Origin of the sequence: Lysinibacillus sp. NPDC097868 (genome assembly GCF_044761135.1) — a bacterium.
In the GTDB taxonomy this organism is placed as follows: domain Bacteria; phylum Bacillota; class Bacilli; order Bacillales_A; family Planococcaceae; genus Lysinibacillus.
Window position 1 is genome coordinate 139,042 of record NZ_JBIWBS010000004.1, and the last position, 20,027, is coordinate 159,068.

The following is a 20,027-nucleotide window of genomic DNA, read 5'->3' on the forward strand; positions in this document are numbered from 1 at the left end:
TTTAACGGTAGTTAGTAAGATGGAATGTTAAAATGGCTATTTCACAAATAAAGGCATTTATTTATGAGATAATGAGGATGGATTTTATACATAGAAAGTAGGTAGAACGGTGAAATTTGTATTTGATTTAGATGGTACGATTTGTTTTAAAGGTCAGCCATTAAGTGCAGGAATAACGGCTGCATTAGAGGATTGTCTAAAGAATGGACATGAAGTTATTTTTGCTTCAGCTCGCCCGATTCGAGATATGTTACCGGTATTGCCAGAGTCAATGCGCACGTTTCCAATGGTTGGGGGAAACGGAGCTTTTGTAGCTAATAATGGTAATATAAAAGAAATCGCAGCATTTGATGGAGAAATTATAGAAGCAATCAAACAAATTATAACAACCTATCAATTAGCGTATTTAGTAGATGGTGACTGGGATTACGCCTACACAGGTAGTGAATAACATCCGATTTATCAAAACTTAGATCCACTACAGCTTGCAAAACGAGTGGTACTGGAGGAACTAAAAGACATTGTTAAAATTGTATTATTCCCTGGTGAGCACCATCAAAATATTTTGGTACAGCTACGAAAGCTACCAATTTCGTTATATGAACATGCATCTGAAAACATTTTAGATATGAGCCCCAGTGGGATTGATAAATGGACAGGCTTAACGAAATTAGGGGTATTACAAAATCAGTTTATCGCGTTTGGCAATGATGCAAATGATGCTGCAATGTTTGAAAAAGCATTAGCGAGTGTTTGTGTTGGTGAGCATCCAGTAGGCAAGCTTGCCACATTTCAGGTACCAAGCGAAGAAGCTGCAGTAATTGAAATACTAAAGTGCCAGGCACTCAAACAATTTTGAACATTTTAATCAAGTAAAAACCCACGTAAACTCCTGCGGGAACGCACAAGATGTATGCCGCAACAAGCCGCATGTTAGCGACTGCTGCTGCTTACGATGTGCCCGCGGAAAGCGAAGTGGGTTTTTAGGCCTTAGAAGTTATATGAAGTGCCAGAACCAGCCAGTACAGTACAGGCACTTAGCTATTGCACTTTAAAGCGAGAAACTTGTGTTTGCAATTCTTCAGCCATTGTCGATAAAGTTGCCGCAGAAGCTGCAACTTCTTCAATTGTCGCAAGCTGCTCTTCTGAAGCAGAAGCTACATTTTGAAGGTTAGAAGATGATGTTTGTGCAATTGTTGCTATTTCATCGAAGGATGCATAGATTTGTTCAGCACTAGAAGACATTTCCTCAGAAACAGTCGTTGCTTCTTGTATTTGTTTTGACACTTGCTCAATAAGGTCAACGATTTTTGAAAAACCTTCCTCAGCCACTTTAACAACTTGCATACCAACTTGAACCTCTTGTGTACCAGTATCCATCACTGTAACAGCACGGTTTGTTTCCTGTTGAATTTCTGAAATTAACCCTGCAATTTGTTCAGCAGACTTTTTAGATTGCTCAGCTAATTTTTTCACTTCGTTAGCTACAACTGCAAAGCCTCGACCATGATCACCTGCTCGAGCAGCTTCAATAGCAGCGTTCAATGCTAGTAAATTGGTTTGCTCAGCAATATCAGTAATAATACTAATAATGTTTCCAATCTCAACAGAATGGTTACCTAAATTTTTAACAACGTTAGCAGATTCCAAAACTGCTGTATTAATAGTATCCATTTGTGAAATGACGCGATGTAGTGACTCATTCCCTTTGTTTGCCTCTGTATTCGTTTCAATGGCAAGTTCAGAAACAGCGGCAGTTGTTGATGCTAATTGTTGAATGCCGTTAGTCATATTTTTCATAGCTTGTGAGCTTTCTGTAGCATTTTTCCCTTGTGCCTCTGAGCCACTAGCGACTTCCTGCATAGCGGATGTAATTTGTTCAGTAGCTTGGATTGTTTGATCTGCACTAGCAGTTAATTCGGCAGCTGAAGCACTTACTTGTGCTGTGTTTTGACTAACATTGGTAATTAAGCTTTTTAGATTTTGTGCCATTTGATTGAAGGCAAGGGCTAAATCGCCAACTTCATCGCGATTTTTAATGCGAATTTGTTCAGCTGTTAAATCACCCTCTGCAATTTTTTGCGCTGCTTTTGCCATCCCTTTAATAGGTCTAGAAATAATAGTTCCCATAATCATGGCAATTATCAGACTAATGATGACGGCAAATACACCAAGCGAAATCATGTTTAATTTGATAGCATCAATATCTTTTGAGGTAGCAGCTATTTTTGCTTCTACAGCTTCACTTTGATAGTTGGCAAGGTTTTCAACACGCTCGTCGAATTGTTTAAGAATAAGTCGACCTTGAGAGCTGTCTAATTTCTCGTATTTTTCTGTTTCGCCAGCATCCTTTAAAGCAAACATACGATCAGCAAATTGCTGAACATTTTGCTCACTTTTATTAACGGATTCTAATAATTCAATTGATTTTTTTGATTCTAATGTTGCCATTAAACTTTCGGATTTTACTTTAAATTCTTCACGAGCGGATTTATTACCATCACGATTTTGTTTATCTCCAAGTAAAAGATATCCACGCATACTTACAATTTCCTGTTTTGCAATTACTCTTAGCTCTTGAATGCTAATAGATTTTTTCGTCTGTTCTTCGAGTAACTCTTGATAAGTCCCGTTTACTGAATTAAGCTGCTTGAAGTTTAAAGCTATAGTGCCAATTAAAACTAAAATAACAATAAAAAAACCGAGAATTAATTTTTTGTAAATCGTAAATCGCATGTATTGTAAGTCCCTTCCTAGTAATTTAGTAGAAATGTTACAAAAAAGTGAAATATGTATATATACTTATTTATAGCAGATTATATGTATTTTAAAAAGTATTATGAGTTTATTCATAGTGAAAAATATGAAATAAGAGGGAATTTAGTTATAGTATGGGTTTATATAGGTGGCATTTTAAGCACTATGTGCTAGGTGTTTAATTATGAAGAAGAAACTAAATGGTATCACGAAAAACGCGATTTATATAATGTTTGAAACCTAATTGCTGGAAGTAACGTAAATACAATTAACGATAAACAAGGATGTGGAGCAATGTATAGACCGGTCTTGAAATTACCGAAAACGAAGTATGAAAAATTTTTGGACATAATTGGTGGCGGATTATTTATTGTATCCATCATATTTATTATTTCTCAGTGGAGTACCTTACCTGAAGAAATTCCTGCCCATTTTAATGGTGCGGGAGAGGTGGATCGATGGGGTTCGAAAATAGAAGTATTCATTTTACCAGGTATCGGAATTTTTTTATGGATATTTTTAGGTCTTCTTGAGAAAGTACCATATATGCATAACTATCCATCTCGTTTAAATGAGAGCAACGTCGAGGCCTTTTATTTAAATAGTCGTAAATTATGTAATGAAATAAAAAACTTTTGCTTAATTTTATTTGCAGTCATCTCTTGTGAAATTGTACTTGTTGCATTAGGAAAGGTAGATGGATTAGGTTGGTGGTTCTTGCCAGTCGTACTAATTGGCACAGGTATTCCAATTGTTAAAGGCTTAATTGCTGCATCGAAGATTAAGTAACCGTATCCAAAGTTGGGAATTTTAAAAAGTAACGATTTGAGCAGGAGAATGAAGACGTAAGTAGAATAACTTATGTAATTACAAATACTGGAGGTCACATTTTGTTACTATTCTTTTGATTTCTAGCAGCTAACTAATAGTTATATAATATTAGGAGTTGATAGAAAATGATTTATAAGAATTCACTCGAAGGTATTTCATCAAATATGTTAAACGGTTTTTTTGTAGACTGGCCGAGTCCACCTAATCCACAAACGCATTTACGTTTGTTGGAGAAGAGTAGCAAAATAGTTTTGGCGATTGATGATAATACGAACGAAGTAATAGGGTTTATTACCGCTATAAGTGATGGCGTTTTGTCTGCCTATATTCCATTGTTAGAAGTATTACCACAATACAAAAATAAAGGTATAGGCAAGGAGTTAGTAAGACGAATGCTTAAAGAACTCAATAATATTTATATGATCGATTTATGCTGTGATGATGATCTCGTACCTTACTATGAAAAATTCGGAATGACAAAAACAAACGGTATGATTTATAGAAACTATAAAATGCAATCTGGAAGTTAATGAAAGACTAAAACGCTTGAGAATGTTCAAGCGTTTTTTGTATATATTTTGGACAATTAGAGTTAAATTAAATTTTTTGTGATAAATTTAGTGTAAATAAATGCAGAAGGGTGCTGAAAGTATGCAGAAGAAATTCAAATTAATGGATGGACTCTCTATTACAATTCACAATTTGCCAGACAAATTGCTATTAGAGGGGATTACGGATGCAGGACACGCACCTTACGATCGCGTCATTTCTTTTGTGTTTACAATTGATGAAATGATAACGTATTTAAAAAGCACGCTTAAACAGAACATGTTAGCAGAGCAAGGCTATTTATTTTTTGTTTATCCGAAAAAAAATAATAAAAAATACAAAGAATATATTCACCGAGATGACATTTTCCCAGCAATTCAGGTGGACGAGGCAAAATATATTGCGGGTAGCGATTATAAATTTTCTAGTCTTATGTCATTGGATAATACGTTTTCGATTGTATGCATTAAACGGGATACAATGGGAAGAGGGAAGAAAAGAACAGCAAGTAGTCAATGTGTAAGTGACTATGAAAGTATGGTCCCCTTATTGCGAGGTGAACTTGCAGGAAATCCAATTGATTTAGCCTTTTATAATGCATTAACGCCAGGATATCAAAAGGATTGGGCTCGCTACATTTATAGTGCGAAAAAGCAAGAAACGCAGCTAGCACGTTTAGTGGAGATGCGTGAAATTACAAGGGCAGGCTTTAAGACGAAGGAGCACTATCGAAAAGCGAAAGCAGAGGGCCACATATAAAAGATTTTCCAGATGTAGTAGTTATCTATTAAAACTTTTGTCGATTGTTGTAACAAAGAAGCTTACGCTATTGCTAATAAATAAGCTTCATACTACTATTAAGGAATATTTTTAAATCGTTCAATGAAACATTTTTAATAAGTGGGGTGGAAGTTATGGAAGCATATATTGAACTGGTAGATGAAAAATGGCGTGATAGTTTTGCCAAGCTTGCGGACGTTATAGCAACGAATATTCCTGCTGGATTTGAACAAACAATGAATTACGACATGATAAGTTATGTAGTTCCGTTAGCGTCATATCCAAAAGGGTATCATGTAACACCTAATACTCCCTTACCATTTATTAGCTTGGCAGCACAGAAGCGACATATAGCTGTTTATCATATGGGCATTTATGCAGACAACGCTTTATTGTCTTGGTTTCAAGAGGAGTACGCCAAGCGAGTGCCAACAAAGTTAAATATGGGGAAAAGTTGTATTCGTTTTACTAGTACAAAAAATATTCCTTATGATTTAATAGGAGAGCTCGTTTCGAAAATGACTCCTGGGGAATGGATTAATAGATATGAAGGAGAATTGAACAAATGAAAAGTGCTACTACATTTTTAATGTTTCAAGGACAAGCTCATGATGCCTTGGAGCAATACAAGCAATGGTTTCCAGAATTAGCGGTTGAAACTTTGACATATGTGGAAAACACACAACAGGTTGCTATGGCAGAAGTCGATTTAAAAGGTTTGAAAATCAAGTTGAATGACAGTCCAATCAAACATAACTTTTCATTTACTCCAGCGATATCAATCTTTTTAGAGTGTGAGACAAAGGAAGAAATTGAAAGCCTTGTTGAGCAAATATTGGATGGTGGTCAAGCGTTAATGCCATTGGATAATTACGGTTTCTCTAAGCAGTTTGCTTGGATTCAGGATCGCTTCGGTGTATCGTGGCAACTTACGTATAATTAATTATTAGGGGGAGTATATATGAACCTATGGATGGAGCGAGCAGTGGAGCTAGCTCTTCAAAATATAGAACAAGGTGGTCAACCATTTGGGGCTGTCTTGGTAAAGGATAATGAAATCATTGGAGAAGGTGTAAATGAACTACACCTACGACCAGATAGTACGGGCCATGCCGAGCTGCTTGCTTTAAGACGAGCGCAAGAAAAGCTAGGCTCTACAGATTTACGCGGAACGGTGATGTATGCAAGTGGGGCACCTTGTCCGATGTGCTTTGGCGCGATGGCGATGGCCGGAGTGGATAAGGCTTATTTTGCAAATTCATTAGCTGATGCCATTGCAGTAGGTTTAAGCCGCTCAAGCGAGGTCTATGCAGATTTACAGAAAATTGATGAAGAACGCGAGTTTCGAATGATTCATATGCCAGTAGAGGATGAAGGTAAAAATCCAATGCATGTTTGGTATAGTAAAACTTAATTGCGTAAAAAGGAGAAAAGAGTATGGCAGTAACTTTAGTGAAGCATGACATTAAATATGCTGAAGCAATGCATGCATTGTCTTCAATGCCACAGGTTCGGGATGCTCTTGGGTTACCTGCTGGGAAAGTAGAAGATACGATTAACTTTATAAAACGTGAATGTGTTGACGAGGAAGAGGGGAAAACTGTTCCTCGCGTTGTGCTAAATGAGGAAGGACGACTCATAGGTGTAACAGCATTAATGTATATAGATCATGATAATAAAAACTGTCATATTGGGTCTTGGTTAGGTCATGAGTTTTGGGGACAAGGCTACAATGAGGAAGCGAAAAAGGCAATTTTAGAAATCGCTTTTTTTGATTTAGGACTTGAACGTGTTTTTGCAGGAGCTAGAAAGATCAATATTCGCTCACAAAAGGCACAAGAGAAGTTGCCTTTTATTCGTATTGGGGTTGAAAAGGATTTTCCGCAGGAACATTCTTGGTTAGAACTGAAGGAAAAGCAACCGTGTGTATTAAATGTTTTTGAACGCAAGGATTTTGTTCGATACCATACATCTATTGAAAAGGTGCAGGGTGATCGTGAAAGTTATATGCCCTATCTATTACTAGCAGATGAAAGTGAAGTTGCCGTTCGTCAATATATGAATGACGGTGATTTATACGCAATTAAATGTGGTGAGAAATTGGCAGGTGTCGCATTACTTATTGCACAGTCTGATACGACAGTAGAATTAAAAAATATAGCTGTTGTGCCCGCATTTCAAGGTAAAGGTATCGGTAAGGAAGTTTTGAACAAAATTTATGTGGTTTGCAAAGCGCAAGGTTTTAAAAATATTTTAGTAGGCACAGCCAATTCTAGTATTGATAACATTGCTTTTTATCAAAAATCCGGTTTTCGTATGGAAGCCATAGAGAAAGATTTTTTCAGTAATTATCCGCAGCCGATTTATGAAAATGGTATACGCGCATTGGACATGATTATATTTTCAAAGGCATTATAAAAGGTATTGTAAAGTATTAATTATAAAGAAATACCCGACCAACAATTGTTGAGCGGGTATTTTTATTTGCCGAATAATAATGCCATTAATTTCTCCTTAGAATGTAAAAAATCATCAAGGGAGTAACGATCAAGGACAGCCATATATGCTTGTAAGGCTTCATAGAGAACACCTTTTAATTGACATTCTGGTGCAATTTTACATAAGTTATTTTCTTTGTCGAAGCATTCAACAAGGTGAAAATCTTCTTCTGTATGGCGTACAATTTCCCCAATAGTAATTGATTTAGGGTCAATAGCTAAACGGATACCGCCGCCTCTGCCTCGAATTGTTTCGATGTAACCAAGTAACCCCAATTGGTGTGTCACTTTCATTAGATGGTTTTTTGATATATTATAGGCATCTGAAATTTCTTGAATGGTTGAGAGCTGACCCTCTTCTTTTGCTCCTAGATAAATGAGTGTCCGAAGGGAGTAATCTGTGTATAAAGTTAATCGCATTGGAACACCCTACTTTCTATATTGTCACTATAATAATTATATCATTTCTACAATAATTTATAGTAATACATTACTTTTTTAAAAGATGTATTTAAAATACATCAAATATGTCCATTTTGTTAAAGATGTATTTTTGATATTGCTTTAAGAAAATGAAAGCGTTATATTGTAATCACGAAAGGATGGTATGCGATATGTTAAAACAAGAAACAGTACAAATTATTAAAGCGACAGTACCCGTATTAGAAGTTCATGGGGTAGAAATTACGAAGACGTTCTATAAAAATTTGTTTCAAGCTCATCCAGAATTATTAAATATTTTTAACCACACAAACCAAGAAAAAGGTCGTCAACAAACTGCGCTAGCAAATACAGTTTATGCAGCGGCAGTTCATATTGAAAATTTAGAAGCAATTTTACCGGCAGTTATGTTAATAGCTCATAAACACCGTAGTTTAGGTATCTTACCAGAGCATTACCCAATCGTGGGTGAGTTCTTATTAAAAGCGATTAAAGAAGTTCTAGGTGATGCAGCTACAGATGACATTATCAATGCATGGGCTGAAGCTTATGGTGTGATTGCTGATGTTTTCATTCAAGTAGAAGAAGAGCTATATCAAAAAGCTGAAAATAATGGTGGATGGCGTTTATTTAAACCATTAAAAGTAGCGAAAAAAGAAGTTGAGAGCGACCTTGTTACTTCCATTTACTTTGTTAATGAAGATGGCTCACCACTTCCTGAATACGAACCTGGCCAATATATTAGCATTCGTGTGAAAGTACCTGGTGAAGAATATTTATTGAACCGCCAATATACTCTTTCGCAGGCTAGTGCAGAGGACGGCTACCGTATTTCAGTAAAACGTGAAAGCGAGCATACTCCGAATGGTAAAGTATCTAACTTTATTCATAATGTGTTACAAGTTGGAGATTTAGTAGATGTAAGCGTACCTGCAGGATTATTTGTTCTACAAGAAAGTGCAGCACCAATTACATTCGTTAGTGGAGGTATTGGTGTAACACCATTAAACAGTATGCTGCAATCATTAAAAGATAATGCAGCAAATGAAGTTAAATTCATTCAATGTGCTCGTAATGAAAATGTAGTAGCTTTCAGTGATGACATTAAAGACAAAGTAAATACGCTTCCAAATGCATCATATACTGCGCTTTATTCTGATGAGGACAAGTTACTGACAAAAGAATTATTAGCTGAGCAAGTAACGAACAATACGGACGTTTATATTTGTGGTCCAATCGGCTTTATGGAAGCAGTAATTAAAAATCTCCATGAAATCGGCATAAAAGATGAAAAAATTCACTATGAATTCTTTGGTCCAGCTATGCAATTAGCAAACTAAAAGATAATAGCTAACTCTGTTATAAGTCGCATGTTGTGCACTTGTAACAGAGTTTTTTTCATGGAATCAAGTTAGAAAATCAATATTTAGAACTTTCGTGTTGACAATATACCTATAGGGGTATATGATAAAGCACGTAAGCAAGATGGATTACTAAATTTGAAGGGAGACGTGCACATAATGGCGTACGATGCTAAAACAGCCAATCGTATAAAGCGAATGGAAGGCCAATTGCGTGGAATTTTACGCATGATGGAAGAAGGTCAAAACTGTAAAGATGTGATTACACAGCTATCCGCCGTGCGTTCTGCAGTTGATCGGACGATAGGTGTTATCGTCAGTGAAAACCTGTTAGATTGTGTAACGACTGCTGATGGAGATTCAGAGAAAATGAATACTGCCATCCAAGAAGCGATGGATTTAGTTGTGAAAAGTAGATAGTCTCATTATACCCTTTATAGTATATGAATAGGAGGTAGTATTCTTGGAAACATGGATTATTATTGCTATTGTTATCGGGTTTTTAATTTGGCGTATGAAGCCGGTAAAAGGGGTGAAGTCAATTTCAATAGCACAATTAAAAAATATGCTGAATGATAAGGATAAAGTATTTATTGATGTGAGAACAACGGCTGAGTACAAAGGCCGAAACATTCCGCAATTTAAAAATATCCCTCTTGGCTCTGGATTCGATAAATTACCGAAGGACAAAGAAGTGGTTGTTATTTGTCAAAGTGGTATGCGTAGTAGTCAGGCGTGCAAGCAATTGAAAAAACTAGGATATGAGCGTGTAACTAATGTCCGTGGTGGCATGAGCGCTTATTAGGAGGCAATAATCGTGAAAGAAATAGCAGCAAAAGAAGTTCAAGAGGCTTTGGCACAAGGCCAAACTTTAAAATTAATTGACGTACGTGAAGTAGATGAAGTGCAGGAAGGTCATATTCCTGGTGTTAATCACATTCCACTAGGCTTGCTGGAGTTTCGTACGCATGAGTTAAATAAAAATGAATCATATATTATGGTTTGCCGATCAGGTGCTCGTAGTGGTCGAGCTACTCAATTTTTAGAAAGCCAAGGCTTCGATGTGACAAATATGGTTGGTGGTATGCTTGCGTGGGAAGGTGAAGTTCGATGAAAAAATGTAGTGAGGGTTATGCAATGGCTTGCTCTATATTTTTTTATTAAAAATAATACCCCTATAAGTATAAGGAGGAAGTTATGACGATTAAAGCAGATTTTCAGCTAGATGCTAAAGGGCTATCTTGTCCAATGCCAATCGTAAAAACGAAAAAGGCAATGGCGGAATTAGTGGATGGCCAAATTTTAGAAGTATCAGCAACAGATAGAGGTTCGAAAGCGGATATTGCTGCTTGGGCTGACTCTGTTGGGCATCAGTACATTGGTACAATAGATGAGGATGCGGTGCTAAAACATTATATACGTAAATGTGCACAAGATGCAGTGGGTGAAAAAATGTTTGAATCCACAATTGCGTTGCAGCAAATTCAAGGAAGAGATGGGCTTATTCTTGATGTACGGGAGGAAGCAGAGTTTGCTTTCGGTCATATTGAAGGTGCTAAATCGATTCCGATGGGTGAGCTTGAAGCGCGACTTTCTGAACTAGATAAAGAACAAGAGATTTATGTAATTTGCCGTACAGGAGCGCGTAGTGACTTAGCGGCACAAAAACTTGTGGCAAGTGGTTTTACAAAAGTATTTAACGTCTTACCAGGTATGACATCTTGGACGGGCGAATTATTCAAAACTTTTTAAATTGGAGGAATTTATTATGTCAAATAAAGTAGCAATTATTGCAAGTAACGGTGGTCTTTTCGATGCGTATAAGGTGTTCAATATCGCGACAGCAGCGGCGGCTTCTGACAAGGAAGTAGCAATCTTTTTCACATTTGAAGGGTTAAATTTAATTCATAAGCAAGGGATGCATGCTTTACCGATGCCTGCTGGAACAGAGCATTTTGCTGAAGGATTTGCAAAAGCGAATGTACCTGGAATTCCGCAATTAGTGGAAATGGCCCAAGAATTAGGCGTTAAATTTATTGCGTGTCAAATGACGATGGACGTCATGGGCTTATCGATTGAGGATTTCGTAGATGGTATTGAGGTTGGAGGGGCTGTTACATTTTTAGAATTTGCTAAAGATGCAGCACCATCATTAACGTTTTAACTTGCTTAAGATGAATGCTAGTGATGCACAAAAATTTAGTGGGGCTGGCTCAAATCACGGCTGAAGCAAGTTAAAGGCCACAGATTATAAGAGGAGTTTTTCAAGTACACTCGGACAATATTTGAAAGCAATTAAATCGATACGTAATTGATTTTACTCAATGAAGCAAGTGAGCGGAGGGGCATGTCCTTTCCGCTTAAAAAATAAGCAATATAATACCTAAGGGGGTAATATTAGTGTCAGTATTAAAATGGAACGCTGCTGATGTAGCGAAAAAAGTTATCGAAAATGATGATTTATTTATTTTGGATGTACGTAATGAAGATGCATTTGCAGATTGGAAAATTGATGGGCACAAATTTGAGTACCTAAATATTCCGTATTTTGCGCTTTTAGATGGTGTTGAAGAAATTTTACCTAAAATCCCAACGGATAAAGATGTATTAGTTGTTTGTGCAAAGGAAGGTTCTTCGATGATGGTAGCTGAGATGCTATCAGAAGCTGGACGTTCAGTTGCTTATTTAGAGGGTGGTATGAAGACGTGGAGCGAATATTTAGAACCAATTAAAGTAGGCGATTTAACTGGTGGGGGCGAGTTATACCAGTTCGTCCGTTTAGGTAAAGGCTGTCTATCGTATATGGTTATTTCGGAAGGTGAAGCAGCAATTATTGATGCTGTCCGTTTCACAGATGTATTTACAAACTTTGCAAAAGAGAAAAACGTAAACATTAAACATGTCTTTGATACGCACTTACACGCTGATCATATTTCAGGTGGTCGTCATATCGCAGCTGCAACAGGCGCTGCCTATTACTTACCGCCGAAGGATGCAGAAGAGGTCTTATTTGATTATACGCCATTAGTAGATGGCACTACTTTGCAAATTGGTGCATCGAAAATTGATGTAGGTGCACTTTATTCACCGGGTCATACGATTGGCTCGACATCGTTTGTTGTAGATAGCAAATATTTATTAACTGGTGACATTTTATTTATCGATTCGATTGGACGCCCTGATTTGGCAGGACTAGCAGAAGACTGGGTTGGTGATTTACGAGAAACGCTTTATAAGCGCTACCGTGAATTATCGGAGGATTTAGTTGTGTTACCTGCCCATTTTATGATTATTGATGAATTAAATGATGATGGTACTGTTGCGAAGCGTCTAGGGGAATTATTTGCAGAAAATCACGGCTTAAATATTGACGATGATGAGACATTCCGCAACATTGTAACAAATAATTTACCGCCACAACCAAATGCGTATCAGGAAATTCGCCAAGTGAATATGGGGAAAGTAACACCAGCATTAGAGGAACAAACAGAAATGGAAATCGGGCCGAACCGCTGCGCAGTTAGATAGAGTGCCAGGCACCCACACGATTCTCACACAATTTAAAAGGAGATTAACATAACATGAACGCGAATTTACAATTAGATGCAAAGGGTTTATCTTGCCCAATGCCTATCGTGAAAACGAAAAAGGCAATTGATACACTGAATTCAGGTGAGGTTTTAGAAGTACAAGTAACGGATAAAGGAGCTTTAGCGGATATTCCTGCATGGGCTAATGCGGGAGGTCATACGATCTTAGATAAATCGGAAGACGCTGGCGTCATTACATTCTTTATTCAAAAAGCGTAATGCGAGGGGTGAGTGTTCAAATGAGGACACTCACCTTTCATCTTCATTCTAAAATTCATTGGAATATTTGCCTTGATATACCTCGTTATGAATAGAGGACAAGGTGTAAAAGACTTGAAAGAAGGAAAACTGAATGGCTATATCGTGGGTAATTACAATATTTATAATTGGCTTTGTAGGTTCTTTTGTATCAGGTATGCTAGGTATTGGAGGAGCCATTATTAAATACCCTATGCTTCTGTATATTCCCTCCTTACTCGGATTTACGGCTTTTACAGCGCATGAGGTATCGGGTATTAGTGCTGTAGAAGTTTTGTTTGCTTCAATTGCGGGGGTATGGGCATATCGTAAAGGTGGCTATTTAAATAAATCACTTATTATTTATATGGGCGGAGCCATTTTAGCAGGTAGCTTTTTAGGTAGCTTTGGCTCCCGATATTTATCGGAGGCGGGAATCAACATTGTATATGGAATATTGGCACTCATTGCTGCAATTATGATGTTTATTCCTAAAAAACAAATTGATGAGAAGTCGATGAATGAGGTTACATTTAATAAGTCAGTAGCAGCTATTTTAGCATTTATAGTCGGTATTGGTTCTGGCATTGTGGGGGCAGCTGGTGGATTCCTTCTTGTACCGATAATGCTTGTTGTACTAAGAATTCCAACACGTATGACAATTGCTACAAGTTTAGCTATTACGTTGATCTCCTCTGTTGGAGGGACAACAGGAAAACTAATAACGGGTCAAGTCGATTATTACCCAGCGGCTATAATGATTGTAGCTAGTTTAATAGCAGCACCATTGGGGGCAAAGGCAGGTAAAAGTTTGAATACGAAAGTATTACAAGGAATATTAGCTGTCCTGATTTTAGCCACTGCAGTGAAAATTTGGATGGATATTTTATAGGAGGGGTACTATGAAAATTGAAGTGTTTTCAGATTTCTCATGTCCATTTTGTTATATCGGGAAAAAGGAATTAGAGCGCGCAATAAAAGAGGCAGGATATACAAATCAAGTAGAAATAGAATTTAAATCTTACCAAATTGATCCGGGCGCATCCAAAGAGGTTGGTCAAAATTATTATGATTATTTCATGGCACACCAAAAAGTGACGTTTGAAGAAGCCCAACAAATGACAGCGGGGATGATAGAACGAGCTAAAGAAGTTGATCTTGCATATAATTTTGTGGAGATGAAAAAAGTGCATACTGAAAACGCTCATCGACTAGCAAAATGGACGAAACAATTTGGTAAAGAAGCGGCTTATACGGAAGCTTTAATGGCTGCTCATTTAATAGAAGGTAAAGATTTAAATGATGAGGCTGTTTTACTAGCGGTTATTAAAGAACTAAACTTGAATGTAGCAACAGCAAAAGAAGTGCTGAATAATACAGGAGATTTTATGGAAGAGTTGGATAAAGATCGCTATGATGCCCAACAGATTGGCGTACAAAGCGTACCGTTCTTCGTCTTTGAAAATCGTTACGGCATTAAAGGTGCTGAGCCAAATGAAGTATTCGTGCGTACATTGCATCAAGCAGCAGAAATTGCAGGCATTAAACCAACTTTCAATCTAGTTGGACATGGAGATGCTACATGTGCTGATGACCAATGTAAATACTAAGAAAGTGGCAGGCACCAGAACAATTTTGAATTTTTATGAATATTAAATTGTAAGTATCTTAGTAAAAACCCACATACACTTCAGCAGGAACAACACAAGATGTAAGACGCAATAGACCAGGCGGAACGAGCGTTGCGACTTACACTGTGCACGCCAGAAAGTGAAGTGGTTTTTGCAATTTTAGAGTAAATAGTATGCCAAGTGTTTCTGGCATACTATTTTTGTTGTTTTTTACCGAAAACAGTGGATATTGCAATGTAGACAGTACGGTTTTAGCAGAAAAAATAAGGTACTTCAAGAGGTATTAAGGATTGTTTCTATTGTTATAGAACAAAATAATTTGTATGATAATTCCATTTTTATCGTCTTTATGGTTCTATTACTGTGAAGTGTGAGAAAAGTCACATCGTGCCATATATTATCTTGCTAGAATAAAATTAACATTCAAAGGGGGTATTGGTAATGAAGAAAATTGCTACTGGTATAGCGGGAACAGTCTTATTAGCCGCTACACTTTTTGTTGGGGCAGTGATCAGTGACAAAATTTTAGGTGATGCGAATGGTGAGACGCAAGAAGCGGCAGTACAGACACAAGTTCCAACAACGGCAGCTTCTCAACAGGTAGTCTACGCTCCACCGAGTATCGAAGAAGTACCTGATGGACCGATGAAAGAAGCTATTTTATATGGTTATGAGCTTGTAAATAATACGCACGTTGCTGCGGATGAATATGTAGGAAATCAGTTATCTTGCACAAGCTGTCATGCAGGTGCAGGCTATGATGAACAAGCCTCTTCTTTAGTTGGCGTTATGGCTAACTATCCACAATATATCGCTCGTTCTGGAGGAATTGTGACGATTGAAGAACGCATTAATGGCTGTATGGTAAGAAGTATGAACGGCAAGAAGTTTGAAATGAACAGTGACGAGCTTGAAGCTATGGTTGCCTATTTTGCTTATATTTCACAAGGAGTACCGATTGGAGCAGAGCGTGAATGGGCAGGTACAAGTAATATGAAAAACATACCTGTTCCAGATGTAGCGAACGGCGAAGAAGTATACGCGCAATCTTGTATTGCTTGTCATGCTGCAGATGGCTCTGGTACCGGCGCTAACACAGGTCCAGCATTATGGGGCGATAATTCCTTTAATGATGGTGCGGGTATGGCACGTATGTCCAAAATGGCTGGCTACATTAAAAATAATATGCCAGTTGGAGCGGGTGGTACATTATCTGATCAAGATGCCGCTGACTTAGCTGCCTACATTTTATCGCAGGATCGTCCTGAATGGGCCAACCATGATAAAGACTGGCCAAAAGGTGGTCGTCCGAACGACTTAATGGATAAAGAGAAGCGTGATCAAGTAAAAAATGGCACGATTGATTGGGCGCAAGTGCTTTCTACGAATTAAAAATAAGTGCCAGACACCGAAACAATTCTGAATATTGTCAGTAAAATCCATGGAGATTCCTGCGGCTTACGAAAAGCACGCGAGAAGCGACGTGGATTTTTACGTTATAAGAAGTCCTATTATGCATAAGAGAAAATAGTGGAACTGCCTCCAACTTATCTTGCTGTCCCTAGTAGTTCGGAAAAGAAAGTTAGTACATGAATTTGGTATACTAGCAGTATTAGGAAAAACAACGGGAGGTGGCGCTTGTTGGTTTACTTGAAGTTACTTATTCAAATTATATTTGTTGCAGGAATTATTTATTTTGTTAGTGGTCGTTTAATAGGCTCTAATATTAACTTTGTACGAAGAGTACTATCTGTTGTTATTAGTGTTACGCTTACGTCCTTTGTTTATTGGTATTCCTATTTGCGTCATCGAGATTTTTTATCGGAGTCGATGATGCAAACCGTTACCGAGGTAAGTACGCTTATTTGGATAGGTAGTATGTTGCTTATCTCCATGCTGCTCTATCTGGTATTCGAACTGTTTGATCCAATAGGGATTAAAGGTGGAGAGCGACGCAATGGGCAAAAATCAATATTGTTGAGATTACGTAGCTACTGGCGACAGCAGAAGAGATTGCGTCAGGTGCTAAAAATAGCAGTGACAAATGGTATAGTGCAAACGATTAAATATGCAAGGCAGCGGGAAAATGAGAAGGAGCTTGCTGTTGCATTACGTACAACTTTGGAGCAATGCGGCGGGATATTCATTAAATTCGGGCAAGTACTTTCAACGCGCAAAGAATTATTTTCTCCTATTATTATTGATGAGTTAAAGCATTTACAGCAAAGTGTAAAGCCTTTACCGCACGAGCAAGTTACAAAGATTTTAGAGGAATCCCTACCAATGTCTGTAGATGATGTATTTACAAACTTTCATATGGAGCCATTGGCAGCAGCTTCTATCGGACAAGTACATAAGGCACGACTGAAAAATTATGAAGAAGTCGTAGTCAAGCTATTGCGTCCAGAAGTAAAAGGAATTATGCGTGATGATCTTGATATTTTAGAGGAATTTGCAAATTGGTTTGCAAACAAGTCTACTTGGGCAGAGTCGTTAGGCTTCCGAGAATTAGCGGGAGCATTTGCAGACGGCTTACGAGAAGAGATTCATTTGGATATTGAAGTACGCAATACTTTACAAGTAACGAATGCTCTTGCCAAAAGTGAATATAAAGTACGTATCCCTAAAATATATACAGAGTTTTGTGATGAAGACATCATTGTAATGGAATACGTTCGTGGTAAAAGTGTGGCTGAGGGGTCTTCCGAATTTAGACGATTGAATATAGATCGCAGACAATTTGCTCGAACAATTTTGTATTCCTTTTTTGAACAAATGTTATTTTCAGGAATTTTTCATGCAGATCCGCACCCGGGAAATATTTATATTGATGAGTCAGATGGGGGACCAATTCTCCTCGATTTCGGAGCCGTGGGGCGCTTAGGAGCTACTCAACAGGAAGGCTTAAAGTTATTTTTATTAGGTATTCAACAAAATGATTCTAGTATTTTATACGATGGCTTAATGCTGCTAGTAGAAAATAAGGACCATGCGGATCGTGGTAAAGTAGAACAGGCAATGGACCAAATATTACTCAAAATATCCTATGTAGATCGTATTCCAACTGAAGAATTGATACATTCGTTGTTTACTGTCGTACGGGATTTTGGTCTTGCGTTTTATCCCTCTGTTGGTTTAGCGCTTCGATCATTAGTAACATTAGATGGGACTTTACGTGTGATTGATTCGCAATTTGATATTTTTACAGAAGCTAAAGATTTTTCTGCATCTTATATGAGAGCTGCATTTTTAAGACCATTTAAAGAACCGATGGCGACAAAAGATCGAGTGCAGGAAGAACTGTCGATGCTGATTCCTACTTTACGAAAAATGCCAAGACGTATCGATCAGCTTATTCAAAGAGTAGAAAGCGGAAAAATTATATTGCATCATGATATTTTTTCAGATGACCATAACTCACGTTTCATTACCCAGCTATTTGCACGTTTTGTTTTATTACTTGTCGGTATTACATTTGGTATTATCTCGGTTGCACTACTAGCAATTTCTCAATTCATTCATCAGCCGTATGCAGTGTATTTGAATACTGCCGCTTATCTAGGGTTGTTCTTATGTGCAATTTTATTAGTACGACTATCTATTCAAGCGCTACGCTCCATGAGGTAGGAGAAGACAATGCTATTATAAATTGCTTGTTAAGCAACTAAAAGTCGTCAATTGCATATTTCCTTGTGGTCTTCACAATCTACAATATTCAGGTGTTTCGAACAAATATAATGGAAGTAGTTTAATTCTATGAGTTTGGATACAGTTTGAGGTAGGGGATGATTCTCCTACCTTTTTATATTACAAAAAGATTACAAATAACCAAGGTGGAAGGTGTTAATTAGAGAAATTTGTAGTAATTTGTAGCGTTATATTAGCGTTTTGTAGAAAAATGTCGTATTCGTTACAATGTTACAATTATATTTCGAGTTTTACTAAACTATTAAAACGGCGGGAAATAGTATAAAAGTTACGGCAATAATGCTAAACTTTAAAAGGCTAATAAAAACATAAGAATTTAAATTGATCGTTCAAGTATTTACATAGGAAAATAAAGAGCGAAATTGATAGATGAAGGGAAATGAAGACCCATGGGTAAGCGTAATAAATGGCGTAAGTCGATGGTGCTAGCATTAGCACTTGCAGGCGGCCTATTATTTAATACAGTTCAACCGATTGAAGCACACGCTGAAGAAACGTCTCAGCAAATGATAGATAAAAAAGCGAAAATTGATGCAGAAGTTAAAAATTTAGAAAAAGAGTTAGACCAGCTTCAACAAGAAATTGATCAAAAAGTTAAAGTATTTAACCAAGTACAAGCAGATATAAAAGAAGTAGATGCAGGTATTGTTGAAACTGAAAAACGTATTGAGCAACGTTCAACTATTTTAAGTGAGCGTATGGCCGCATACCAAGCACAAGATAACACAGTGGGTGTATACTTAAGCGTTGTTCTAGAAGCAAAGAGCTTTGCAGATTTAATGGACCGTGTCGTAGCGGTAAAAACATTAATGGATGCTGACCAAGAGCTAGTAAATCAACAAGAAGCAGACAAGGCGAAATTAGAAGAACAAAAAGCAACATTAGACGAGAAACAAAAAGAGCTTCAAAAACAATTCCAAGAGCTTCAACAAAAGGAAAGCGAAATGGAAGTGAAAAAAGCTGAAAACCAAGCAAAATCACTTGCATTAAAGGCACAAATTGCAACGAAGCAAGAAGAAGAACGTCTTGAAGCAGAGCGTAAGGCAGCTGAGGAAGAAGCAGCTCGTTTACGTGCACTTCAATCAGCTACACCTGTAGTTCATGTCAACAACAATAACAACAATAATAATAACAATAGCGGTAAAAATAACGGTGGTAGCAAACCTCAACCAATCATAGTTGGATCTGGTGCAGGTACTGCATCTTCAGGTGATGCTATTTCTACAGCGAAGCAATTCCTAGGTCGTTCATATGTTTGGGGTGGCAGTAATCCTACAACAGGCTTTGACTGCTCAGGTCTTGTACAATGGTCTTACAAGCAAGCGGGTGTATCATTACCTCGTACAGCATCACAACAATATTTATCAACAAAACGAATTTCAGCAAGTGAAGCTCGTGTTGGTGACTTAGTATTCTTCAGCTATGGCTCAGGCGTAGCGCATGTTGGTATTTACCTTGGTAATAACACAATGATTGATGCTCAAAATAAAGGGGTAGTCATTGAGTCACTTGATTGGTGGAACCAATATTTAGTAGGCTTCGGTCGTATTCAATAAGCCTATATTAGTTAGACGATTTTAATAGCAAAAAAGTTAAATAAACTATTAAATAGCATTCATTATCAAGTAACGATAATGGGTGCTA

General features: G+C 37.4%; 22 protein-coding genes and 1 pseudogene. 21 read left to right on the top strand and 2 right to left on the bottom strand.

Going from position 1 to position 20,027, the window contains the following annotated elements:
* Positions 1-109 precede the first annotated feature (109 nt).
* Positions 110-859 (top strand): annotated as a pseudogene (locus ACIQXJ_RS19770) (HAD-IIB family hydrolase).
* Between the two features lie 182 nt (positions 860-1,041).
* Here the strand turns inward: ACIQXJ_RS19770 and ACIQXJ_RS19775 are convergent.
* The gene (locus ACIQXJ_RS19775; RefSeq protein ID WP_403056771.1) at positions 1,042-2,736 is read right to left on the bottom strand and encodes a methyl-accepting chemotaxis protein; all 1,695 of its coding nucleotides are present in this window, start codon (positions 2,734-2,736) and stop codon (positions 1,042-1,044) included.
* Positions 2,737-3,051: 315 nt separating this feature from the next.
* On the opposite strand from ACIQXJ_RS19775, the gene ACIQXJ_RS19780 reads away from it, so the two are divergent.
* The 7 genes from ACIQXJ_RS19780 to ACIQXJ_RS19810 all read left to right on the top strand — a co-directional run bounded on the left by ACIQXJ_RS19780 (position 3,052) and on the right by ACIQXJ_RS19810 (position 7,335).
* Entirely contained in the window at positions 3,052-3,546 is a 495-nt protein-coding gene (locus ACIQXJ_RS19780; RefSeq protein ID WP_403056774.1) for an SdpI family protein, read from the top strand.
* A 167-nt stretch (positions 3,547-3,713) separates the two neighbouring features.
* Positions 3,714-4,118 (top strand): GNAT family N-acetyltransferase, encoded by a 405-nt coding sequence (locus ACIQXJ_RS19785; protein WP_403056777.1) that lies wholly within the window; start codon positions 3,714-3,716, stop codon positions 4,116-4,118.
* Between the two features lie 121 nt (positions 4,119-4,239).
* Positions 4,240-4,896, top strand: coding sequence for a YdeI/OmpD-associated family protein (locus ACIQXJ_RS19790; protein ID WP_403056780.1), 657 nt, complete (start codon positions 4,240-4,242; stop codon positions 4,894-4,896).
* A gap of 155 nt (positions 4,897-5,051) precedes the next feature.
* Positions 5,052-5,486 (top strand): DUF1801 domain-containing protein, encoded by a 435-nt coding sequence (locus ACIQXJ_RS19795; RefSeq protein ID WP_403056783.1) that lies wholly within the window; start codon positions 5,052-5,054, stop codon positions 5,484-5,486.
* Positions 5,483-5,860, top strand: a complete 378-nt coding sequence (locus ACIQXJ_RS19800) for a VOC family protein (protein ID WP_340821916.1) — start codon at positions 5,483-5,485, stop codon at positions 5,858-5,860. The genes ACIQXJ_RS19795 and ACIQXJ_RS19800 overlap by 4 nt, the downstream gene beginning before the upstream one ends.
* A gap of 18 nt (positions 5,861-5,878) precedes the next feature.
* Positions 5,879-6,331, top strand: coding sequence for a nucleoside deaminase (locus ACIQXJ_RS19805; RefSeq protein WP_401013195.1), 453 nt, complete (start codon positions 5,879-5,881; stop codon positions 6,329-6,331).
* A 23-nt stretch (positions 6,332-6,354) separates the two neighbouring features.
* Positions 6,355-7,335 carry a GNAT family N-acetyltransferase gene (locus ACIQXJ_RS19810; RefSeq protein WP_403056786.1) on the top strand — a complete coding sequence of 327 codons (981 nt, stop codon included), beginning with the start codon at positions 6,355-6,357 and terminating at the stop codon, positions 7,333-7,335.
* A 62-nt stretch (positions 7,336-7,397) separates the two neighbouring features.
* Here ACIQXJ_RS19810 and ACIQXJ_RS19815 read toward each other — a convergent pair whose 3' ends face one another.
* Positions 7,398-7,835, bottom strand: coding sequence for an RrF2 family transcriptional regulator (locus ACIQXJ_RS19815; RefSeq protein ID WP_069508058.1), 438 nt, complete (start codon positions 7,833-7,835; stop codon positions 7,398-7,400).
* A gap of 194 nt (positions 7,836-8,029) precedes the next feature.
* Between ACIQXJ_RS19815 and hmpA the strand changes: the two genes are divergently transcribed.
* From hmpA to ACIQXJ_RS19880, 13 genes are all read left to right on the top strand, one after another.
* Positions 8,030-9,196, top strand: coding sequence for an NO-inducible flavohemoprotein (hmpA, locus tag ACIQXJ_RS19820; protein ID WP_403056789.1), 1,167 nt, complete (start codon positions 8,030-8,032; stop codon positions 9,194-9,196).
* Positions 9,197-9,376: 180 nt separating this feature from the next.
* Positions 9,377-9,637 carry a metal-sensitive transcriptional regulator gene (locus ACIQXJ_RS19825; RefSeq protein WP_173479334.1) on the top strand — a complete coding sequence of 87 codons (261 nt, stop codon included), beginning with the start codon at positions 9,377-9,379 and terminating at the stop codon, positions 9,635-9,637.
* 43 nt (positions 9,638-9,680) lie between these two features.
* Positions 9,681-10,022, top strand: coding sequence for a rhodanese-like domain-containing protein (locus ACIQXJ_RS19830; protein ID WP_403056792.1), 342 nt, complete (start codon positions 9,681-9,683; stop codon positions 10,020-10,022).
* A 12-nt stretch (positions 10,023-10,034) separates the two neighbouring features.
* A complete protein-coding gene (locus ACIQXJ_RS19835; RefSeq protein ID WP_403056795.1) occupies positions 10,035-10,331 on the top strand; it encodes a rhodanese-like domain-containing protein in 297 nt (98 codons plus the stop codon).
* A gap of 83 nt (positions 10,332-10,414) precedes the next feature.
* Positions 10,415-10,969 (top strand): sulfurtransferase TusA family protein, encoded by a 555-nt coding sequence (locus ACIQXJ_RS19840; protein WP_403056798.1) that lies wholly within the window; start codon positions 10,415-10,417, stop codon positions 10,967-10,969.
* A 16-nt stretch (positions 10,970-10,985) separates the two neighbouring features.
* Positions 10,986-11,381: a DsrE/DsrF/DrsH-like family protein gene (locus ACIQXJ_RS19845; RefSeq protein ID WP_403056801.1), complete on the top strand. Its 396-nt coding sequence runs from the start codon at positions 10,986-10,988 to the stop codon at positions 11,379-11,381.
* 236 nt (positions 11,382-11,617) lie between these two features.
* A complete protein-coding gene (locus tag ACIQXJ_RS19850; protein ID WP_403056804.1) occupies positions 11,618-12,745 on the top strand; it encodes an MBL fold metallo-hydrolase in 1,128 nt (375 codons plus the stop codon).
* Positions 12,746-12,798: 53 nt separating this feature from the next.
* Positions 12,799-13,026, top strand: coding sequence for a sulfurtransferase TusA family protein (locus ACIQXJ_RS19855; RefSeq protein ID WP_401013169.1), 228 nt, complete (start codon positions 12,799-12,801; stop codon positions 13,024-13,026).
* A gap of 133 nt (positions 13,027-13,159) precedes the next feature.
* Entirely contained in the window at positions 13,160-13,936 is a 777-nt protein-coding gene (locus ACIQXJ_RS19860) for a sulfite exporter TauE/SafE family protein (RefSeq protein WP_403056807.1), read from the top strand.
* Positions 13,937-13,946: 10 nt separating this feature from the next.
* A complete protein-coding gene (locus ACIQXJ_RS19865; protein WP_403056810.1) occupies positions 13,947-14,654 on the top strand; it encodes a DsbA family oxidoreductase in 708 nt (235 codons plus the stop codon).
* Between the two features lie 462 nt (positions 14,655-15,116).
* Positions 15,117-16,067, top strand: coding sequence for a c-type cytochrome (locus tag ACIQXJ_RS19870; protein WP_403056813.1), 951 nt, complete (start codon positions 15,117-15,119; stop codon positions 16,065-16,067).
* A 249-nt stretch (positions 16,068-16,316) separates the two neighbouring features.
* On the top strand, positions 16,317-18,302 hold the full coding sequence (locus ACIQXJ_RS19875; RefSeq protein WP_403056816.1) for an ABC1 kinase family protein: 1,986 nt from the start codon (positions 16,317-16,319) through the stop codon (positions 18,300-18,302).
* 470 nt (positions 18,303-18,772) lie between these two features.
* Positions 18,773-19,939 (top strand): C40 family peptidase, encoded by a 1,167-nt coding sequence (locus tag ACIQXJ_RS19880; RefSeq protein ID WP_403056819.1) that lies wholly within the window; start codon positions 18,773-18,775, stop codon positions 19,937-19,939.
* Positions 19,940-20,027: the final 88 nt, after the last annotated feature.

What these genes read in the sequence shown, in the direction of transcription:
- ACIQXJ_RS19855 (WP_401013169.1), top strand. Translation starts at nt 12,799, where the DNA reads ATGAACGCGAATTTACAATTAGATGCAAAGGGTTTATCTTGCCCAATG.
- ACIQXJ_RS19815 (WP_069508058.1), bottom strand. Translation starts at nt 7,835, where the DNA reads ATGCGATTAACTTTATACACAGATTACTCCCTTCGGACACTCATTTAT.
- ACIQXJ_RS19800 (WP_340821916.1), top strand. Translation starts at nt 5,483, where the DNA reads ATGAAAAGTGCTACTACATTTTTAATGTTTCAAGGACAAGCTCATGAT.
- hmpA (WP_403056789.1), top strand. Translation starts at nt 8,030, where the DNA reads ATGTTAAAACAAGAAACAGTACAAATTATTAAAGCGACAGTACCCGTA.
- ACIQXJ_RS19805 (WP_401013195.1), top strand. Translation starts at nt 5,879, where the DNA reads ATGAACCTATGGATGGAGCGAGCAGTGGAGCTAGCTCTTCAAAATATA.
- ACIQXJ_RS19870 (WP_403056813.1), top strand. Translation starts at nt 15,117, where the DNA reads ATGAAGAAAATTGCTACTGGTATAGCGGGAACAGTCTTATTAGCCGCT.
- ACIQXJ_RS19775 (WP_403056771.1), bottom strand. Translation starts at nt 2,736, where the DNA reads ATGCGATTTACGATTTACAAAAAATTAATTCTCGGTTTTTTTATTGTT.
- ACIQXJ_RS19810 (WP_403056786.1), top strand. Translation starts at nt 6,355, where the DNA reads ATGGCAGTAACTTTAGTGAAGCATGACATTAAATATGCTGAAGCAATG.
- ACIQXJ_RS19840 (WP_403056798.1), top strand. Translation starts at nt 10,415, where the DNA reads ATGACGATTAAAGCAGATTTTCAGCTAGATGCTAAAGGGCTATCTTGT.
- ACIQXJ_RS19845 (WP_403056801.1), top strand. Translation starts at nt 10,986, where the DNA reads ATGTCAAATAAAGTAGCAATTATTGCAAGTAACGGTGGTCTTTTCGAT.
- ACIQXJ_RS19790 (WP_403056780.1), top strand. Translation starts at nt 4,240, where the DNA reads ATGCAGAAGAAATTCAAATTAATGGATGGACTCTCTATTACAATTCAC.
- ACIQXJ_RS19780 (WP_403056774.1), top strand. Translation starts at nt 3,052, where the DNA reads ATGTATAGACCGGTCTTGAAATTACCGAAAACGAAGTATGAAAAATTT.
- ACIQXJ_RS19825 (WP_173479334.1), top strand. Translation starts at nt 9,377, where the DNA reads ATGGCGTACGATGCTAAAACAGCCAATCGTATAAAGCGAATGGAAGGC.
- ACIQXJ_RS19795 (WP_403056783.1), top strand. Translation starts at nt 5,052, where the DNA reads ATGGAAGCATATATTGAACTGGTAGATGAAAAATGGCGTGATAGTTTT.
- ACIQXJ_RS19860 (WP_403056807.1), top strand. Translation starts at nt 13,160, where the DNA reads ATGGCTATATCGTGGGTAATTACAATATTTATAATTGGCTTTGTAGGT.
- ACIQXJ_RS19880 (WP_403056819.1), top strand. Translation starts at nt 18,773, where the DNA reads ATGGGTAAGCGTAATAAATGGCGTAAGTCGATGGTGCTAGCATTAGCA.
- ACIQXJ_RS19865 (WP_403056810.1), top strand. Translation starts at nt 13,947, where the DNA reads ATGAAAATTGAAGTGTTTTCAGATTTCTCATGTCCATTTTGTTATATC.
- ACIQXJ_RS19785 (WP_403056777.1), top strand. Translation starts at nt 3,714, where the DNA reads ATGATTTATAAGAATTCACTCGAAGGTATTTCATCAAATATGTTAAAC.